13 protein-coding genes and 1 pseudogene are annotated in these 17,916 nt (G+C 56.6%); 6 read left to right on the plus strand and 8 right to left on the minus strand.

All coding sequences use genetic code 11. The features are described from left to right. Positions 1 to 75: 75 nt before the first annotated feature. Both ACLEIV_RS15655 and ACLEIV_RS15660 read right to left on the minus strand, forming a co-directional pair. Positions 76 to 354, minus strand: coding sequence for a YeaC family protein (locus ACLEIV_RS15655; RefSeq protein WP_410457565.1), 279 nt, complete (start codon positions 352 to 354; stop codon positions 76 to 78). A 119-nt stretch (positions 355 to 473) separates the two neighbouring features. After that, positions 474 to 1,904 (minus strand): glyceraldehyde-3-phosphate dehydrogenase, encoded by a 1,431-nt coding sequence (locus ACLEIV_RS15660; protein WP_410457566.1) that lies wholly within the window; start codon positions 1,902 to 1,904, stop codon positions 474 to 476. 173 nt (positions 1,905 to 2,077) lie between these two features. Here ACLEIV_RS15660 and ACLEIV_RS15665 point away from each other — a divergent pair, with 173 nt between their 5' ends. From ACLEIV_RS15665 to trhP, 3 genes are all read left to right on the plus strand, one after another. Next, positions 2,078 to 2,842, plus strand: coding sequence for a DUF2989 domain-containing protein (locus ACLEIV_RS15665; protein ID WP_410457567.1), 765 nt, complete (start codon positions 2,078 to 2,080; stop codon positions 2,840 to 2,842). A 227-nt stretch (positions 2,843 to 3,069) separates the two neighbouring features. Beyond that, the gene (gene gap, locus ACLEIV_RS15670; RefSeq protein ID WP_410457568.1) at positions 3,070 to 4,065 is read left to right on the plus strand and encodes a type I glyceraldehyde-3-phosphate dehydrogenase; all 996 of its coding nucleotides are present in this window, start codon (positions 3,070 to 3,072) and stop codon (positions 4,063 to 4,065) included. Between the two features lie 240 nt (positions 4,066 to 4,305). Next, positions 4,306 to 5,697, plus strand: a complete 1,392-nt coding sequence (trhP, locus tag ACLEIV_RS15675; protein WP_410457569.1) for a prephenate-dependent tRNA uridine(34) hydroxylase TrhP — start codon at positions 4,306 to 4,308, stop codon at positions 5,695 to 5,697. Between the two features lie 133 nt (positions 5,698 to 5,830). Here the strand turns inward: trhP and ACLEIV_RS15680 are convergent, their stop codons facing one another. Next, a complete protein-coding gene (locus ACLEIV_RS15680; RefSeq protein WP_410457570.1) occupies positions 5,831 to 6,781 on the minus strand; it encodes a LysR family transcriptional regulator in 951 nt (316 codons plus the stop codon). A 241-nt stretch (positions 6,782 to 7,022) separates the two neighbouring features. On the opposite strand from ACLEIV_RS15680, the gene ACLEIV_RS15685 reads away from it, so the two are divergent. The 3 genes from ACLEIV_RS15685 to ACLEIV_RS15695 are packed head-to-tail and all read left to right on the plus strand — an operon-like array spanning position 7,023 to position 10,713. After that, the gene (locus tag ACLEIV_RS15685) at positions 7,023 to 8,180 is read left to right on the plus strand and encodes a M20 metallopeptidase family protein (protein ID WP_410457571.1); all 1,158 of its coding nucleotides are present in this window, start codon (positions 7,023 to 7,025) and stop codon (positions 8,178 to 8,180) included. Between the two features lie 14 nt (positions 8,181 to 8,194). After that, entirely contained in the window at positions 8,195 to 9,592 is a 1,398-nt protein-coding gene (locus ACLEIV_RS15690) for a YfcC family protein (protein WP_410457572.1), read from the plus strand. A 14-nt stretch (positions 9,593 to 9,606) separates the two neighbouring features. Beyond that, positions 9,607 to 10,713 (plus strand): mandelate racemase/muconate lactonizing enzyme family protein, encoded by a 1,107-nt coding sequence (locus ACLEIV_RS15695; RefSeq protein WP_410457573.1) that lies wholly within the window; start codon positions 9,607 to 9,609, stop codon positions 10,711 to 10,713. A 136-nt stretch (positions 10,714 to 10,849) separates the two neighbouring features. Here the strand turns inward: ACLEIV_RS15695 and pnp are convergent. From pnp to infB, 5 genes and pseudogenes are all read right to left on the minus strand, one after another. Continuing rightward, a pseudogene (gene pnp, locus ACLEIV_RS15700) lies at positions 10,850 to 13,024 on the minus strand (polyribonucleotide nucleotidyltransferase); the annotation flags it as partial. Between the two features lie 317 nt (positions 13,025 to 13,341). Further along, a complete protein-coding gene (gene rpsO / locus ACLEIV_RS15705) occupies positions 13,342 to 13,611 on the minus strand; it encodes a 30S ribosomal protein S15 (RefSeq protein WP_410457575.1) in 270 nt (89 codons plus the stop codon). Positions 13,612 to 13,772: 161 nt separating this feature from the next. Then, positions 13,773 to 14,708 (minus strand): tRNA pseudouridine(55) synthase TruB, encoded by a 936-nt coding sequence (truB, locus tag ACLEIV_RS15710; RefSeq protein ID WP_410457576.1) that lies wholly within the window; start codon positions 14,706 to 14,708, stop codon positions 13,773 to 13,775. Positions 14,709 to 14,710: 2 nt separating this feature from the next. Further along, positions 14,711 to 15,127 carry a 30S ribosome-binding factor RbfA gene (gene rbfA / locus ACLEIV_RS15715; RefSeq protein WP_410457577.1) on the minus strand — a complete coding sequence of 139 codons (417 nt, stop codon included), beginning with the start codon at positions 15,125 to 15,127 and terminating at the stop codon, positions 14,711 to 14,713. An 83-nt stretch (positions 15,128 to 15,210) separates the two neighbouring features. Further along, a complete protein-coding gene (gene infB, locus ACLEIV_RS15720; protein ID WP_410457578.1) occupies positions 15,211 to 17,907 on the minus strand; it encodes a translation initiation factor IF-2 in 2,697 nt (898 codons plus the stop codon). Positions 17,908 to 17,916 lie beyond the last annotated feature (9 nt).

Raw genomic sequence — 17,916 nt, forward strand, 5'->3', positions numbered from 1 at the left:
TCATGAACCACAGGCATAAAAAACGGGCCGCGATATTATCGTCGGCCCGGTGGCAGGGAGCGCAGGAAGAGCGGCTCAGTTCAGTTTCTGGCGGGTGATCTCGGCTTCATCGCGGAACTGGCGGCGCAGCTCGGACTTGCTTTTCATCACCAGCTCGCCGCCTTTACCTATGGTCATGTGCTCGGGATTGTCGTTGTGCATCGCCTGCCAGAGCAGCACCGCCTGCATGCTGCTTTCCTTCTGCTCGGGGGTCAACACAGAGCCGTCCGGCCACTTGCCGAGTTCGACCGCGGTCTTGAGCTTCTGATACACCTCTTCGGGCATATTCTGGATCGCTTGCTGAAAAGATGACATGACACTTTCTCCTCTGGGGCGATATGGATATTATCGCCACGAAAACAAAAGGGGCAGCCCAATGGCCGCCCCTCCCAACTGTTACGGCATTAGTTGCCGGTACTAGTCTGTATCCGCCCTCAGGCGGGCAGGTCCATCAGCTCGATACCGGCCATTTTCTGCATCACGCGCACAACCTGGCAGCTGTAACCGAACTCGTTGTCATACCAGACGTAGAGCACGGCCCGATCCCCTTCGGCAATGGTGGCCAGAGAGTCGACGATTCCGGCAAAACGAGAGCCAACCATATCGGTGGACACCAGCTCGCTGCTGGTGCTGAAGTCGATCTGGTTGTGCAGCGGTGAGTCCAGCGACACCTTGAGAAGGTACTCGTTCAGCTCTTCGGCGGTGGTCGTTTTATCCAGATTCAGATTAATCACCGCCATGGAGACGTTCGGCGTCGGCACGCGAATGGCGTTACCGGTCAGCTTGCCCTTGAGCTCCGGCAGAGCCTTGGCCACGGCAGACGCGGCGCCGGTGCTGGTCAGTACCATGTTCAGTGCGGCACTGCGACCACGGCGATCGCCCTTGTGGAAGTTATCGATCAGGTTCTGGTCGTTGGTGTAGGAATGCACGGTTTCCACGTGACCATTTTTCACACCGTAGGCATCGTTCACCGCCTTCAGCACCGGAGTAATGGCGTTGGTGGTACAGGACGCGGCCGACATGATGCGGTCTTCCGGCAGAATCATGTTGTCGTTGACACCGAATACGATGTTCTTGATATCGCCCTTGCCGGGTGCGGTCAGCAGCACCTTGGCAGCCCCCTTGGCTTGGAGGTGCAGGCCCAGGCCGGCTTCATCGCGCCAGATGCCGGTGTTGTCGACGATCAACGCATCGTCGATACCATACTGGGTATAGTCGATTTCTGCCGGGCTATTGGCATAAATCACCTGAATATAGGTGCCGTTGGCGATAATGGCGTGGTTTTCGGTATCGACTTCGATGGAGCCGTTGAAAGGACCATGCACGGAATCACGACGCAGCAGGCTGGCACGCTTTTCCAGATCGTCAACCGAACCACGTACCACTATGCCCCGCAAACGCAGGCCATGGTTACCACCGGAGCGCTCGATCAGCAGGCGCGCCAGCAGTCGGCCGATACGGCCGAAGCCGTACAACACCACGTCGGTCGGCTTGTTGTCATGATCGGTGTTCAGGGCTGAAGCCAGCTCGCTGCGCAAGAAATCTGCCAGGCCGGACTCGTCCTGGTGATCCTGCCAGTAGCTGACCGCCAGCTTACCCAGATCGATGCTGGCCGGAGCCAGATCCAGCTCGCTCAGTGCCTTCAGCACCGGGTAGCTCTCGCTGACCAGCAGGGCCTTCCCTTCGTGGCGACTCACCACACGATGAGCCTTGATAATTTCAATGGTAGAGGCATTCAGCAGGGGACGCGCGTGAACGCAAATTTCCACCCCCTGGTTGCGATACAGTTTGCCGATCAGGGGCTGCATAGACTCTGCCAGCTCCTGGCTTTGCTGCCAGGCGGAAAGGTAACTCTCGTGGGTCATCGACCGAATCCTTTTATTTCAGGTAACTGTCATTAGTATTGAAGCGGGCAAAAACCATGCCGCATCAGCTCTATTTAAGTGCGCCCATTTTAGTGGATAGGGGGTATGATTACCAGACTAAGGACAGGCAGTAAGATACTCGAATGAATACTAAAATGGCTTTTTTGGTGCTCATGGCCCCGTTATTTTTGACGGCTTGTGAGCAAGATCGCATCCAAACCATCTGTGAAACAACACCGCAATTCTGTGCTGATCTGCACGAAGACAGCTGGTGCAAGTTTGAACGTTCGGACCTGATCCGGGCGCGAAAGCAACAGGCAGACACGCCGAATGATGCCAATATCTATGCGCTGATGGCCAGCCTGAAAACCTACCACGATTGTCTGGATCCTCTGCTGGCCATCGAATACACCAAACGCAAAGAGCGTAAAAACGACAAGCTGGAAGCCACCATCAAGGCAAAAACCGCTCTGATACAGCTCGAGCAGCAGACCATAGACTCGGATTACCCTTACCTATTACTCTGGCACTGGCAGCTCCGGGGCGATAATAAGGCGAAAGCCCGCTTCATCTCACTGGCCGACAGAACGGAAATGCAGCAACCCGAACTGCAGAAGGCCCTCGCCGAGTTGCTCATCATTCGCGACAGTGCAGCAGCAGAGCAGGCCTTGCATCGGGCCCTGAGCCTTTACGACGCCGAAGCTACCGTAGACTCCGAGATTATCGCCAACCTGCTGACGCTCTATATCCGAGAGCGCCGCTATCGTGATGCCTGGATCTGGACCCGAGTGCTGAGCAGCCTCGGGCACTCGGCCATGCTGAATCTGGAGCGTATCGACCCCTATGCCCGCTTCGACGAGGTTCAGCAACGGCAGATGCAACAAGCGGTCGACAGCATCATTCATCAGCTGGAAACCGGGTCCTATCATCGGAGTTGAACGCTTTCTCTTCCGGTATTAACGATGATCTCGAGGAAAAATTTTCAGGTCACCCGGTTGTTCTTGTCAGCTGAAATGAAATAAAAATTCACAACACCCTGATCCTGCGCAAGAAAAATCGGGATCATGAGCATGCTCGATTGACGACTTGACTTTTTTTTGTAACTTTACAACCAGACAGTTTTTTCATTCCGCCATCTTCAATCCTTTCAACATCAGGTGAATCTATGACGATCAAGGTAGCTATCAACGGTTTCGGACGTATCGGTCGACTGATGTTCCGCGCCGCCTGTGAGCGCGATGATATGCAGATCGTTGCCATCAACGATCTGCAAGATGTGGACTATATGGCCTATATGCTGAAATACGACTCAACCCACGGTCGTTTTCGGGGTGACGTGGCGGTAGAAGGCGGCCAGATGCTCGTTAATGGCAACGTCATTCGAGTCACCGCCGAGCGCGATCCCGCTACTCTCAACTGGGGCGAACTCGACGTGGATGTAGTGGCCGAGGCCACCGGCATCTTCATGACCGACGCAAAGGCCCGTAAACATATTCAGGCCGGCGCCAAAAAAGTGGTGATGACAGGGCCGTCAAAAGACAGCACCCCCATGTTCGTAATGGGCGTCAACCACCAGCGCTATGCCGGCGAAGATATCGTCTCCAATGCCTCATGTACCACCAACTGTCTGGCACCACTGGCCAAGGTGGTCAATGACCACTTCGGTATCGTCGAAGGGCTGATGACCACGGTACACGCCACTACCGCTACCCAGAATACCGTTGACGGACCATCCCAAAAAGACTGGCGTGCTGGCCGGGGCGCAGGTCAGAATATCATCCCCTCCTCTACCGGTGCCGCCAAGGCGGTCGGCAGGGTGATACCTGAGCTGAACGGCAAGATCACCGGTATGGCATTCCGGGTACCCACCCCCAACGTCTCGGTGGTGGATTTGACCGTACGTCTGGAAAAACCGGCCAGCTATGACGCGATCTGCGCCACCCTCAAGGCGGCAGCCGATGGCGAGCTGAAAGGCATACTGGGTTATACCGATGACGCCGTGGTCTCGACCGACTTTCTCGGCGAAACCTGTACCTGTGTGTTCGATGCCTCAGCCGGCATCGCCTTGAACGACAACTTCGTCAAACTGGTGGCCTGGTACGATAACGAAATGGGTTATTCCCACAAGGTGCTGGATCTTATCGCCCATATTTCGAAATAAGCCGCCCCTTTGAGGCTGGCTCCGACCACCATCATCGTCAGCCGAGGGTGAATGTAGCCCGGGCATTCTATATGGAAGATGACGAGGCCGAGCTGGAAGTCGAGCGTATCAAGAGAGCATACTGACAAGCTGAGTCGACTTTTCTGGCTTTGCTCGAAACTGGCGGCCTGGTGGAGTAAAATATCGTCTTCCGGCCGCCATCAAGTGACGGCCCGCTGACCCGACATCAGACGAGATCCCATGTTGACCACCGAATTATTCACACCCGAATTGCTTTCCCCCGCCGGTACTCTCAAGAATATGCGCTACGCCTTCGCCTATGGGGCCGATGCGGTTTACGCCGGCCAGCCACGCTATTCACTGCGGGTACGCAACAACGAATTCAACCACGAAAACCTCAAAACTGGCATCGACGAAGCCCATGCGCTGGGTAAAAAGTTCTATGTGGTGGTCAACATACAGCCCCATAACGCCAAGCTGAAAACCTTTTTGCGCGATATGAAGCCGGTGGTGGAGATGGGCCCGGATGCGCTCATCATGTCCGATCCCGGCCTTATCATGCTGGTGCGTGAGCACTTTCCCGACATGCCCATTCATCTGTCGGTACAGGCCAATGCGGTCAATTGGGCCTCGGTCAAATTCTGGCAGGATTACGGCATCGAGCGGGTGATACTGTCGCGCGAGCTGTCGCTGGAAGAGATCGAGGAAATTCGCACCAACTGCCCCAGCGTCGAGCTGGAAGTGTTCGTACACGGTGCCCTGTGCATGGCCTACTCCGGCCGCTGTCTGTTATCCGGTTACATCAACAAGCGCGATCCCAACCAGGGCACCTGTACCAACGCCTGCCGCTGGGAATACAAGGTGCATGAGGCCAAGGAAGACGACGCCGGTCAAATAGTACACAAACAGGAGCCCATCCTGGTGCAACCGGTCGAGCCTACCCTGGGTGCCGGTGCCCCGCACGACCAGCCGGTGCTATTGGAAGAAAGCAACAGACCCGGCGAATACATGGCCGCCTATGAAGACGAGCACGGCACCTACATCATGAACTCCAAGGATCTGCGGGCGGTGCAGTATGTGGACCGGCTCACCCAGATGGGGGTGCACTCATTGAAAATTGAAGGCCGCACCAAGTCGTTCTATTACGTGGCCCGCACCGCTCAGGTGTATCGCAAGGCCATCGACGATGCGGTGGCTGGCAAGCCCTTCGACGCCTCCCTGATGAACACCCTCGAAAACCTCGCCCACCGCGGTTACACCGAAGGCTTTCTCAAGCGTCACGCCCACGGCGACTATCAGAATTACGACACCGGTTATTCGGTCTCCACCAGCCAGCAGTTCGTGGGTGAGATCACTGCCCGTAACGGTGACTGGGTAGAGGTGGCGGTGAAAAACAAGTTTCTGATCGGCAACCGGCTGGAACTGATGACACCCAAGGGTAACCTGACCTTCACCCTCGAACAGCTGAAAAACCGCAAGGGTGAAGCCATCGAGGTCGCCCCCGGCAGCGGTCATGTAGTCTGGTTACCATTGCCCGAGTCGATAGACGCCGGCTTCGGCATACTGCTGCGCCACCTGGACATTCGGCAGGACAGCCGCCAACCCCATGCCCAGCAACCGCAGCCAGCCTGAAAGACATCGACCGGAGCACGACAGAAACCGTTATCGCGCCTCCCGAGAAAAATACCGAATAAACAACCGTGATACAAAAAGGGAGCCACATTGGGCTCTCTTTTTATCGCTGCCTGCCGCCATCACCATCGCCTCACGGCTCCATCTTCGCCCTTGTTGATTGAGCCGGGAGCGATGCCTGCTCCTCTGCACCATGCGTTAGCTGGCCCATATTCATGACAACACGGCATAGCAAATCCACCTCGGGTGATTTTCCGCCCTTACGCCAGGCCAACATCAACGGGGAATAAAGGGGTAAATCATCGAATTCGTAGGCAATGAGATTATCGTCACCCATGGCAAGGATGCTGGGCATAATGGCGTAACCCATGCCCGTGGCCACCAGGCTGCGAATGGTGATGTCATCGTGACATTCCTGCACTATATGTCGCCTGATGCCTGCATCATTAAAATACCGGTCGATACGATCGTAACTGCCCGGGGTCGAATCACGCTTGAAGCGGATGAAAGGAGCACCATCAAAGTCACGCAGAGAAGTCGGCGCCTTGTCCAGCAAATCGGATTGGCGGCGAGTGATCACCGCCATGCGGAAAGAGCCAATGGGCAGCATATCCAGCAAGGGTTCATCGTCTTTTTCTATAAACAACAAACCGGCATCGATGCTGCCCTGGATAATCGCCATGGTCTGAGGGCCGGACAGCATCGACTCGAGCGCCAGCCGGATATCCGGATACTGTGCACGGAATTGGCTAATCAATCCGGAGATACCTGGAATGTAAGGATGAATGGTGGTGATACCGATAGACAGGCTGTTGGCATCATCTTTCGCTATGGCTTTGGTCTTCCTCGCCACATTATCAATGTCGGCCACCAGACGCAGGGCATTGTCATACAGGAATGCTCCCGCCCGGGTTAACACCACCCCCTTGTGATTTCTGTTGAGCAGCCGGGTGCCCAGCCCTTCTTCTAGCAGCCGGATTTGCCGGGTTAATGCCGGCTGAGCAATGTGAACCTTCCTTGCAGCCGCAGTGATCGAACCTTCATCGACTACCGACAGAAAGTACCTCAGTTTTCTTATATCCATGTTGTTATTTCGCCCCAAACAGCCTGTGGCATATCAAAAAGGTATGTCCCTATCGAGAAAAAGTATTTTTCGGCCTTTAACTCATTGAATATGATGAAAAACATCGTTCAGTGCAACAACACGAACGGTTATGTCATGTACTCTTGCTCCTGACAATATGCTGTTTATAAAGAGCAAGGGAGTCAGTCACGGAAGAACAAGCCGGTTTCAGGCATAAATAGCTAATAGAGGGATCTGTCTAATGAAAGAGCGTGATATAGAACGCATGATTGCCTTTCGGCGTGAGCTTCATCGCTTTCCCGAACTCTCCTGCCACGAGCAACAGACCGCCGAGCGGGTAGTCGGCATGCTGCGGGAACTTGGTGTCGACGAGGTACATCAGGGCATCGGCGGCCACGGCGTGGTCGGTATTATCAACGGCCTGTCCGCCGGTCGCAGCGTCGGACTGAGGGCCGATATGGATGCCCTGCCGCTGGTTGAGGAAAACAGCACCGAATATTGCTCCCGGCATCAGGGTGTCATGCATGCCTGCGGCCATGACGGCCACACGGCAATGCTGGTTGGTGCGGCCCTCGATCTGGTTCAACACCGTCCGGCCTCTGGTCGCGTGGTACTTATATTCCAACCGGCCGAAGAGCTCGGTACCGGGGCACCCGCCATGCTCGACGACGGCCTGCTGGAGCGATTTCCTATCGAGGCGATGTTTGGCATGCATAACTGGCCCGGAGTCGAGGCCGGCCGTTTCGTGATCCACGACCGGCCCCACATGGCCTCGAGTGACGACTTCGAGGTGCAGTTCACCTCCGAAGGCGGCCATGGTGCCATGCCCCATCTGACCACGGATCCGGTCTTCGCATCCGGGCTGTTCGTAACCGCCCTGCAGCAGATCATCAGCCGCAATACCAATCCAGAAGATATCGCCGTTGTCAGCGTCGGCAGCCTTCAGTCCGGCCATGCCAGCAACATTATTCCGGCCACGGCCAGGATCAAGGGCACCGCCCGCAGCTTCCGGCCCGAGGTCAGACAGCATATCGAACAACGTATCCACGATATTGTGGAAGGCATCGGCTTGGTCACGGGATGTCCCCCGACTATTGATTACCGGCACTCGACCCCGCCGGTGGCTAACGATCCGACCTGTGTCGCCCTCGCGCGAAGCGTAGTCGAAGAGCTGTGGGGCGCATCACTGCTGGTGGATCATCCAATCAGCATGGGCGCCGACGACATGGGCGCCTTCCTTGAAAAAGTGCCCGGCGTCTACGCCTGGATTGGCAATGGTTGCGGTGGCTCCGTCCCACAACTGCACCAGCCCGACTACGACTTCAACGACGACATCCTGGAGAAAGGCAGTCGCTTTCTTTCCCACTCCGCTCGGCGTTTTCTCGACAGCAACCGGTAAGTCCGGGAGGTAGCATGAGTCATCTAGAAAGAACCGCAGCGCTCGAGGCTGCACCACGCCGGCAATTCGCTTTTCCACATATCTTCGTGGTCTTGTTCAGTTTCATCTGCATCGCGGCCGCGATGACCTATCTGATCGATGCCGGCAGCTATGAGAGAGTGATTTCCGAGCAGGGCAAGACAGTGGTGGTGCCAGGCAGTTATGCCGTCATCGATGGTCAGCAAGCAACCTTGCTTACGCCCTTTATCGCGGTGTTCGAGGGCATGAAGGAAGGCAGCAGCATCATTTTCTTCATCTTTATCTCCGGAGGTGCTTTCGGCGTACTCAAGGCCACCGGGGTACTGCAGAAACTGGTGGCCAGTATCAGCCGCAGCCTGTCGGGTCATGACATCATCCTGATCCCATTGCTGATGCTGTTGTTTGCCATCGGGGGGGCAACCTTTGGCCTTGCCGAGGAAACCATCGCCTTCATCATCATACTGGCGCCCATGATGAGGATGCTGGGCTACAACTCCATGGTCGCAGCCGCTGTCCCCCTGGTGGGCGCCGGTGCCGGATTCTCCGCCGCCTTCATGAACCCCTTTACCGTCGGGGTGGCTCAGGATATTGCCCAGCTGACCATGTTCTCGGGCATGGGCCTACGGATTATCTACTGGTTGGTGTTTGTCAGCATAAGCATCTCCTTCGTGACTTACTATGCCGCCAAAGTGAAATCGACTCCGGAACCCGGGGCCATTGAAAATCAGCCCCGGTTCGACGAAAGCCCCCTAAGCCATTCCGATCGACTTATCCTGTCGACCTTCGCCGGCGCCATCCTGCTGATCGCCTACGGGGTCATCCGCCATGGCTGGTATATCGGTGAAATGTCCGGCGTGTTTCTGCTGATGTGCATGCTGGTCGGCGCCTTTGCCCGGATGAGCCCCAACGAGATTGCCGAACAGTTCGTCAATGGTCTCAAGGACATCGCCATGGGCGCTCTGGTGGTCGGTTTCGCCTTCGGCATCCTGATCGTACTCAAGAACGGCAGCATCCTGGATACCATTCTCTATCACCTCGAGCAATTGCTTGGCGGCATGCCACCCGTGTTCACAGCCGTCGGCATGTTTCTGGTGCAATTGTTGCTGAACTGCCTGGTGCCTTCGGGGAGTGGCCAGGCCGCCCTGACCATGCCGTTGATGGTTCCGCTGGCCGATCTGGTGGGAGTGTCCCGTCAGACAGCCGTGCTGGCCTTCCAGTTGGGGGACGGCATCACCAATATCGTGACCCCCACTTCCGGCTATTTCATGGCGGGGTTGTCGGTCGCCGGGGTGTCCTGGAGCAAATGGATCAAGTGGATAATGCCGCTGTTCCTCATCCAGCTAATGCTGGCCGCCGGCATGGTTACCCTTGCCTACTATCTTTCCTGGTCTTGAAAGGAATCTATTCTATGCAAATTAAACAGATCACCGTCTATGGCGTTCGCCTGCCACTCAAACAGCCCTTCAAGATTGCCTACGATACCTATGAAGATATCGAGAGTATCCTGGTCAGGATTGAATCGACCTCGGGTGACGTTGGCTGGGGAGAAGCGGTTGTCGACCAGCATGTTTCGGGAGAAACCTGGCAGTCGGCCCGCCAGATCATCGCCAGGGAGCTGGCGCCGTTACTGATCGGGCGTTCCTTCGACAGTATCGGCGCCTTCCACAAGACGGCGGAGACGCGCATTCGCCACAGCCCTTCCGCCAAGGCCGCCCTGGACATCGCCCTGCACGATCTGCTGGCCCGGCACTGCAAGGTGCCGCTCTATGCTCTGCTTGGGGGACGCTATCATGCCCGCCTGGAGGTACCCAGCGTGATCAGCATGCTGGAACCGGAAGAAATGGCGCGTCAGGCCAGAGACGCCTGTGCCCGCGGCCATACGTCGGTCAAAATCAAGCTTGGGGATACCTCTGAGATGGATATTGAACGTATCGCCCGTGTTCGGGAGGCCATGATGCCGGGTGTAGCTCTGCGGGTCGACGCCAACCAGGGATGGAGTGCCAAGCAGGCTCTGCACATTATCCGCCAGACCGTTTCCTACCGGGTGGACTGGTTCGAACAACCGGTCTCCATTGAAAGTCTGGATGCGCTCAGTCAGGTGACTCGGGCCACCGAGGCGGTCATCATGGCCGATGAACCCATCCACGGCGTGCGCGACATGCTTGAGGTGGTTCGGCGCCAGGCGGCAGACATGGTGAATATCAAGCTGATGAAATCCGGTGGCTTGCACGCCGCCCGGATCATGGCCGAGGTTGGCTGCGCCGCCGGCATTCCCTGCCAGATAGGCTCCATGGTCGAGTCTTCAGTGGCGACCCTTGCCGGCGCACACCTGGCGATAGCACATGGCAACATAGTGGCCAATGATCTAGTCGGACCAGCCATGATTTCTCATGATGTCGCCGATATGCCCGGCAGCGATACCCATATAGAATTGTCCGACGCACCCGGGCTCGGTATATGGATCGACGAGGAGCGAGTACGAGCACTCAGCACCTTTGAGGATCGAATCGACTGACCACTCGAAAATGAACCACGCCTCATAAACTGGCTATTCCAACACCACCACCCAGAATGAGATAAAAAAAAGCCGGGAATCATCCCGGCTTTTTCTATTAGCGCGTTAGCCTGTCAGGCCATGGCTGAAGTTACTCGGCCTTGTCGGCCGGTGCCGCTTCGGTCTTGGCTGCTTCAATCGGTGCCGTTTCAACCTTGGTTTCTTCGGCAGCGGGAGCTTCGGCTACAACCGGTGCATTCGCTTCCTTGATGGACAGACGAATACGGCCCTGGCGATCCACTTCCAGTACCTTGACCTTGACGGTATCGCCTACGGTCAGGTGATCGGACACATTCTTGACCCGCTCTTCGGTGATCTGGGAGATATGAACCAGACCATCTTTACCGGGCAGAATGTTGACGAAGGCACCGAAGTCGGCCAAACGCACAACCTGACCTTCGTAGATGGTGCCGGCTTCCACTTCTGCGGTCAGCTGCTCGATACGGCGGATGGCCAGTTTGGCGGCTTCGCCGTCAACGGCGGCAATCTTGACGGTACCGTTGTCGTCCAGCTCGATGGTGGTACCGGTTTCTTCGGTCAGGGCACGGATGGTGGCGCCGCCTTTACCGATGACATCACGGATTTTCTCGGGATTGATCTTGATGATATGGATGCGAGGTGCGAAGTCGGAAATCTCGGCACGCGGTGCCTGCATCGCTTCATCCATCACCTTCAGGATGTGCAGGCGAGCGTTACGCGCCTGCTTCAGCGCCACTTCCATGATCTCCTTGGTGATGCCTTCAATCTTGATGTCCATCTGCAGAGCGGTAATGCCCTGAGTGGTACCGGCCACCTTGAAGTCCATATCGCCCAGGTGATCTTCGTCACCCAGAATGTCGGACAGCACGACGAAGCCGGCGTCTTCTTTCACCAGGCCCATGGCGATACCGGCCACAGAAGCCTTGATAGGTACACCCGCGTCCATCAGTGCCAGTGAGGTACCACACACGGAGGCCATGGAGGAAGAACCATTGGACTCGGTGATTTCGGATACCACACGCACCGTGTAGGGGAATGCCTCGGCACTCGGCATCACGGCGGCAACGCCGCGCTTGGCCAGACGACCGTGACCGATCTCCCGACGCTTGGGGCTGCCGACCATGCCGGTTTCGCCCACACAGTAGGGAGGGAAGTTGTAGTGCAGCATGAAGCGGTTGGTACGGGCGCCGGTCAGCTCGTCAATCAGCTGAGCGTCACGCTCTGTGCCCAGGGTAGCCGCAACCAGGGCCTGAGTTTCACCACGGGTAAACAGGGCAGAGCCGTGAGTACGGGGCAGCAAGCCGGTGGCCACGTTCAAAGCACGAATCATGTCCGGTTCACGGCCATCGATACGGGGCTCACCGCGTACTACGCGACCACGTACAATCTGCTTCTCCAGCTTGCCCAGCTGTTCCTGCACTTCCTTGATGCCCTGCTCCGGATGAGCGGCCAGAACCGCCGCCAGTGCCTTGGCCTTGATGGCGCCAATGGCGTCACGACGGGCACTCTTGTCGGTGATGCGGTAGGCTTCGCCCATCTCGGTGGTCGCCAGTTCGGCAATCTGGGCTTTCAGGCCTTCGTTCTCGGCCTTCGGCTGCCAGTCCCAGGGTTGAGTGCCCACTTCGGCGGCAAATTCATTGATGGCCTGGACGGCGGCGCCCAGTTGCTCGTGACCGTAAACCACGGCACCCAGCATCACCTCTTCCGGCAGAATGTTGGCTTCGGATTCCACCATCAGTACCGCATTGGCGGTACCCGCCACCACCAGATCCAGCTCGCTGTTTTCCAGCTCGCTGATACTCGGGTTCAGCACGTATTCGCCGTTCATGTAACCGACGCGGGCCGCACCGATAGGACCGGCAAACGGAATACCGGAAATGGCCAGGGCAGCAGAAGCACCCAGCATGGCAACAATATCGGGTGCGATATCGGGGTTTACCGATACCACGGTCGCAATCACCTGTACTTCGTTTTTGAATCCGTCGGGAAACAGCGGACGAATCGGACGGTCAATCAGTCGCGAGGTCAGTGTTTCACCTTCCGTCGGACGACCTTCACGCTTGAAGAAGCTGCCCGGGATACGGCCGGCAGCGTAGGTACGCTCCTGGTAGTTGACGGTCAGCGGGAAAAAGTCTTTGCTTTCATCGGCTTCGCGTTTGCCAACGACGGTTACCAGAACGGCGGTATCATCGATGCTGACCATGACGGCACCACTCGCCTGACGCGCCATTACGCCGGTTTCGAGGGTGACTGTATGCTGGCCATACTGGAAGGTTTTCACGATAGGATTCACGTTGTAGATTCCTTAATATGTTTGGTCTTTTAATTTACCGGCACAGTATACTTGATTCCCGTTTAAAGGACAGAATCGCAAGGGGAAAACAAGCTTTAAGTCGTAAACCGACAGCTGGAAGTTAAACCGAAACAGAGTGTTTTTTCAGGTTCCAACTCTGCTGGAAAAACAAACAGCCAGTGGCTGGTTCATCCGCATAAACTCGATGTCTACAAGCGATGTTGTTTCACTTGCCGTTGTCAGCTTATGGCTTAACGCTTTTCTGCAGGCAACAAAAAAGGGGCCTGAGCCCCTTTTTCTTGAACCGGATGAGTCGATTAACGACGCAGACCCAGTTTGGCGATCAGTGCACTGTAACGCGCAACGTCTTTACGCTTCAGGTAGTCCAGCAGGCTACGACGCTGGGATACCATGCGCAGCAGACCACGACGGCTGTGATGGTCGTGGATGTGCTGCTTGAAGTGACCTTGCAGGTGGTTGATCTGGGCGCTCAGCAGGGCAACCTGAACTTCAGGTGAACCGGTGTCGCCTTCGGCACGAGCAAAGTCAGCAACGATCTGGGCTTTGGTTTCAGCATTTAGTGACATCTTATTACTCCAAAGAGATGAATGTTTTTTCCAGCCGATCACTAATTCAGCCGGAAAGCGAGCTGCGCATTCTACCAGTTAAGCCGATGTTGGCAACCAGAAAATGCCAGCAACACAAAGGGCCTTAACGAGCGCCGTTTATGTCAGGAACCTCGGGCGTTTCAGCGAACCAGACGCTTGGGGGCAACTTTACCGTCATCGTCGATTTCACCGACACCGATAAACTGCTGTTCATCGCCCATGGTCATGCGTACAAATCCCTCGAGCGGCGCGCCGGAGACCTGAACCGCCTGCCCCTGGTTGATATAACCGGCCACCAGCGCGGACATGTTCACTTCCGGCAGGCTGGATACGGCGGTGTCCATCGGCAACAGCAGCGGATCCAGCTCCAGGCGAGGCGCTATATCCTGCGTCCGGCAGTTTTCGAGGATACACTCCAGCTGCTCCAGCGTCAGCATGCGTTCGGTCGGGTAACCCGCCACCGCCAGCCGGCGCAGCACGGTCACGTGTGCACCGCAGCCCAGCACCTCGCCCAGATCATCGACGATGGTCCGGATATAAGTGCCCTTGCTGCAGTGTACTTCCAGCTCGACTTCATCCCCCTCAAAGCGAATGAGGGTCAGCTCATAGACGGTGATGGGTCGGGATTCCCGCGGTACTTCGATGCCTTCACGAGCATACTGGTACAGCGGCTTGCCCTGATACTTGAGTGCGGAATACATGGACGGGATCTGCTGACTCTGGCCACGAAAACGATCCAGTGCCTCGATCAGGTCACCCGGAGCCACCTTGACCGGCCGGGTCTCGACCACTTCGCCGTCTGCATCGCTGGTATCGGTGCGCTCGCCCAGCTTGGCAACCACCCGATAGCGCTTGTCCGCTTCCAGCAGAAACTGGGAAAACTTGGTCGCCTCACCCAGGCAAATCGGCAACATGCCGGTGGCCAATGGGTCGAGCGCGCCGGTATGACCCGCCTTGGCGGCGGCATAAATACGCTTGACCTGTTGCAGGGCATCGTTGGAGGTAATGCCGGCAGGCTTGTCCAACAACAGAATGCCGTCTACCTCACGGCCACGAAATCGACGCTGACGCCCCATCTTCAGTCCTTCTTCTCTTGATCTTGATCCTGCTCGTCCTGACCACCGTCTTTCATCCGACGATTGTCTTCGGCGATGGTGCTGGAAACCAGGGTAGAAATACGCATCCCCTCGACCAGGCTCTGGTCGTAGGAGAAACGTAATTCGGGCGTCACCCGCAGACGCATGGCTTTACCCACCAGGCTGCGAATAAAGCCGCTGGCATCTTTCAATACCTTCATGCCCTGTTCGATTTTTTCCGGATCGTTTTCCAGAAAGGTAACGAACACCTTGGCGTAGTTCAGATCTCGAGACAACTCGACACCGGATACCGTCACCAACTTGAGGCGCTCATCTTTGATTTCCCGCTGCAGGATCATCGCAATTTCTTTCTGCAATTCCTGACCTACCCGGCGGGATCGGCTGAATTCTCTGGCCATAACTCTCTTTCCAAGACAAAGGGGGCCAAAGGCCCCCATTTATATATCAGTGCTGAAACCGGGGTTCCTGGTACAAGCCGCCCTTACAGGGTGCGCTGTACTTCCACGATTTGGAAGACTTCTATCTGGTCGCCCACTCGTACATCATTGTAGTTCTTCACGGCAATACCACATTCCATGCCGTTACGCACTTCCTGCACATCGTCCTTGAAGCGACGCAGAGATTCCAGCTCGCCTTCGTAAATGACCACGTTCTCGCGCAGTACCCGGATCGGGTTGCTGCGCTTGACGTTACCTTCGGTGACCATACAACCGGCCACGGCACCAAACTTGGGCGAACGGAACACATCACGTACCTGAGCCAGACCGATGATTTCCTGCTTGAACTCGGGAGCCAGCATGCCGGTCATGGCCTGCTTCACTTCATCCAGCAGCTCATAGATCACGCTGTAGTAACGCAGATCGATGTCTTCCGCCTCAATCATCTTGCGGGCAGACGCATCGGCACGCACGTTGAAGCCCACTATGATGGCGTTGGATGCCGCTGCCAGGCTGGCGTCGGTTTCGGTAATACCACCCACACCGGAGCCGATGATCTTGACCTTCACTTCGTCGGTAGACAGCTTCTGCAACGACTCGGAAATCGCTTCGATGGAGCCCTGCACATCCGCTTTCAGTACCAGGTTGACTTCGGCGACTTCGCCTTCGGTCATGTTGGCGAACATGTTCTCCAGCTTGGCTTTCTGCTGACGCGCCAGTTTTACTTCACGGAACTTGCCCTGACGATAGAGTGCCACTTCACGGGCCTTCTTCTCGTCACGTACCACGGTGGCTTCATCACCGGCTGCCGGCACGCCGGACAGGCCCAGAATTTCGACCGGAATGGACGGACCCGCCGTCTTGATTTCGCGACCCAGCTCGTCCTTCATGGCACGAACACGGCCATATTCCAGGCCACAGAGTACGATATCACCCTGGTTCAGGGTACCTTCCTGTACCAGTACGGTAGCAACCGGACCACGTCCCTTGTCGAGGCGTGATTCGATGACGACACCGGATGCCATGCCGTCGTACACGGCTTTCAGTTCCAGTACTTCCGCCTGCAGCAAAATGGCTTCGAGCAGCTCGTCGATACCCTGACCGGTTTTGGCCGAGATGAAGACGAACATGTTTTCGCCGCCCCAGTCTTCCGACATGACGCCGTGCTGAGACAGTTCGCTCTTGACCCGGTCGATATCCGCTTCCGGCTTGTCCATCTTGTTGACGGCAACAATCAGGGGAACGCCGGCCGCCTTGGCGTGCTGGATGGCTTCAACGGTCTGCGGCATAACGCCGTCGTCCGCCGCCACCACCAGGATCACGATGTCGGTCGCACTGGCGCCACGGGCACGCATGGAGGTAAAGGCGGCGTGACCCGGAGTATCCAGGAAGGTGACCATACCGTTGTCGGTTTCGACGTGGTAGGCACCGATATGCTGGGTAATACCACCGGCTTCGCCGGCTGCTACCTTGGCCCGACGGATATAATCCAGGGTCGAGGTCTTGCCGTGGTCAACGTGACCCATGATGGTCACAACCGGGGCCCGGGTCTGACGTTCGGCATCGGTATCACGGTCCGACAGTACCTTCTGCTCCAGCTCGTTTTCACGACGCAGAATCACCTTGTGGCCCATCTCTTCCGCCACCAACTGGGCGGTTTCCTGATCGATCACCTGGTTGATGGTTACCATGGCACCCATCTTCATCATGGTCTTGACGACTTCGGCACCCTTGACGGCCATCTTGTTGGCCAGTTCGGCCACGCTGACGGTCTCACCGATTTCAACGTCGCGGTTCACCGCCTGCGCCGGCTTCTGGAAGCCATGCTTCATCGAATTCGGCGTCATTACCTTGGCGCGCTTGCCTTTTCTCAGACGTTCGTTGCGGCTTTCGCGATTTTCGCGATCTTCCTTGTTTTTGCCACCCTTGCGCTTCTTGCCACCGGTACTACGGCGAGCTTTCTGCTCTTCGGTCTTGTCGGCTTCGTCTTCCGCGGCCTTGGCATGCTCGTTGGTCATGACATGGTAATCCGCATCTTCCGGCTTCTTCGCCGCGGCTTCTTCTGCCCAGCGCTTTTCGTTTATTTCAGCCAGCTTGCGTACTTCTTCGGCCTTTTTCTGGGCGTCCAGCTCGGCCTTGCGCAAGGCTTCTTGCTCACGCTGTTGTTTCAGTTTTTCTGCTTCGCTCTTCGCCATATCGTCCGCCTTTTTCTGCTCTTTGCTTCGGGGCTTGGTTGCCCCCTGCTCTGTGGTGTTCTGAGCTTGCAGCTGAGCCTGGCGGGCTTTTTCTTCCGCGTCACGCTTGGCTTGTTCTTGTGCCTCACGCTTGGCCTTGTCTTCGGCTTCGCGTTTGGCTTGCTCTTCGGCCTCACGCCGGGCCTGTGCTTCTGCTTCCAGACGCGCCTGCTCTTCTGCTTCCTGTTGACGTTGCTGCTCTTCCAGCGAGTCACGTCTTACGTAGGTGCGCGTCTTGCGCACCTCGACCTGTACGGCTTTGCTCTTGCCGCCGACGACCGGCACACTCAGGGTGCTGATGGTCTTGCGCTGCAGCGTCATCCGCTTGGGTTCTTTATCGTCAGCGCCATGCTGTTTCTTTAAAAACGTCAGCAAGGCGGCCTTTTCGGTTTCCGATACGGTGTCGGCAGTGGATTTCTCCATGCCGGCTTCGCGAAACTGCTGGACAAGACGGTCAACCGATGTGTCGATGTCGCTGGCGAGCTGCGTTAATGTAACTTCTGCCATTCATTTACC

The organism is Oceanisphaera submarina (assembly GCF_046521305.1).
Taxonomy (GTDB): Bacteria; Pseudomonadota; Gammaproteobacteria; order Enterobacterales; family Aeromonadaceae; genus Oceanimonas; species Oceanimonas submarina.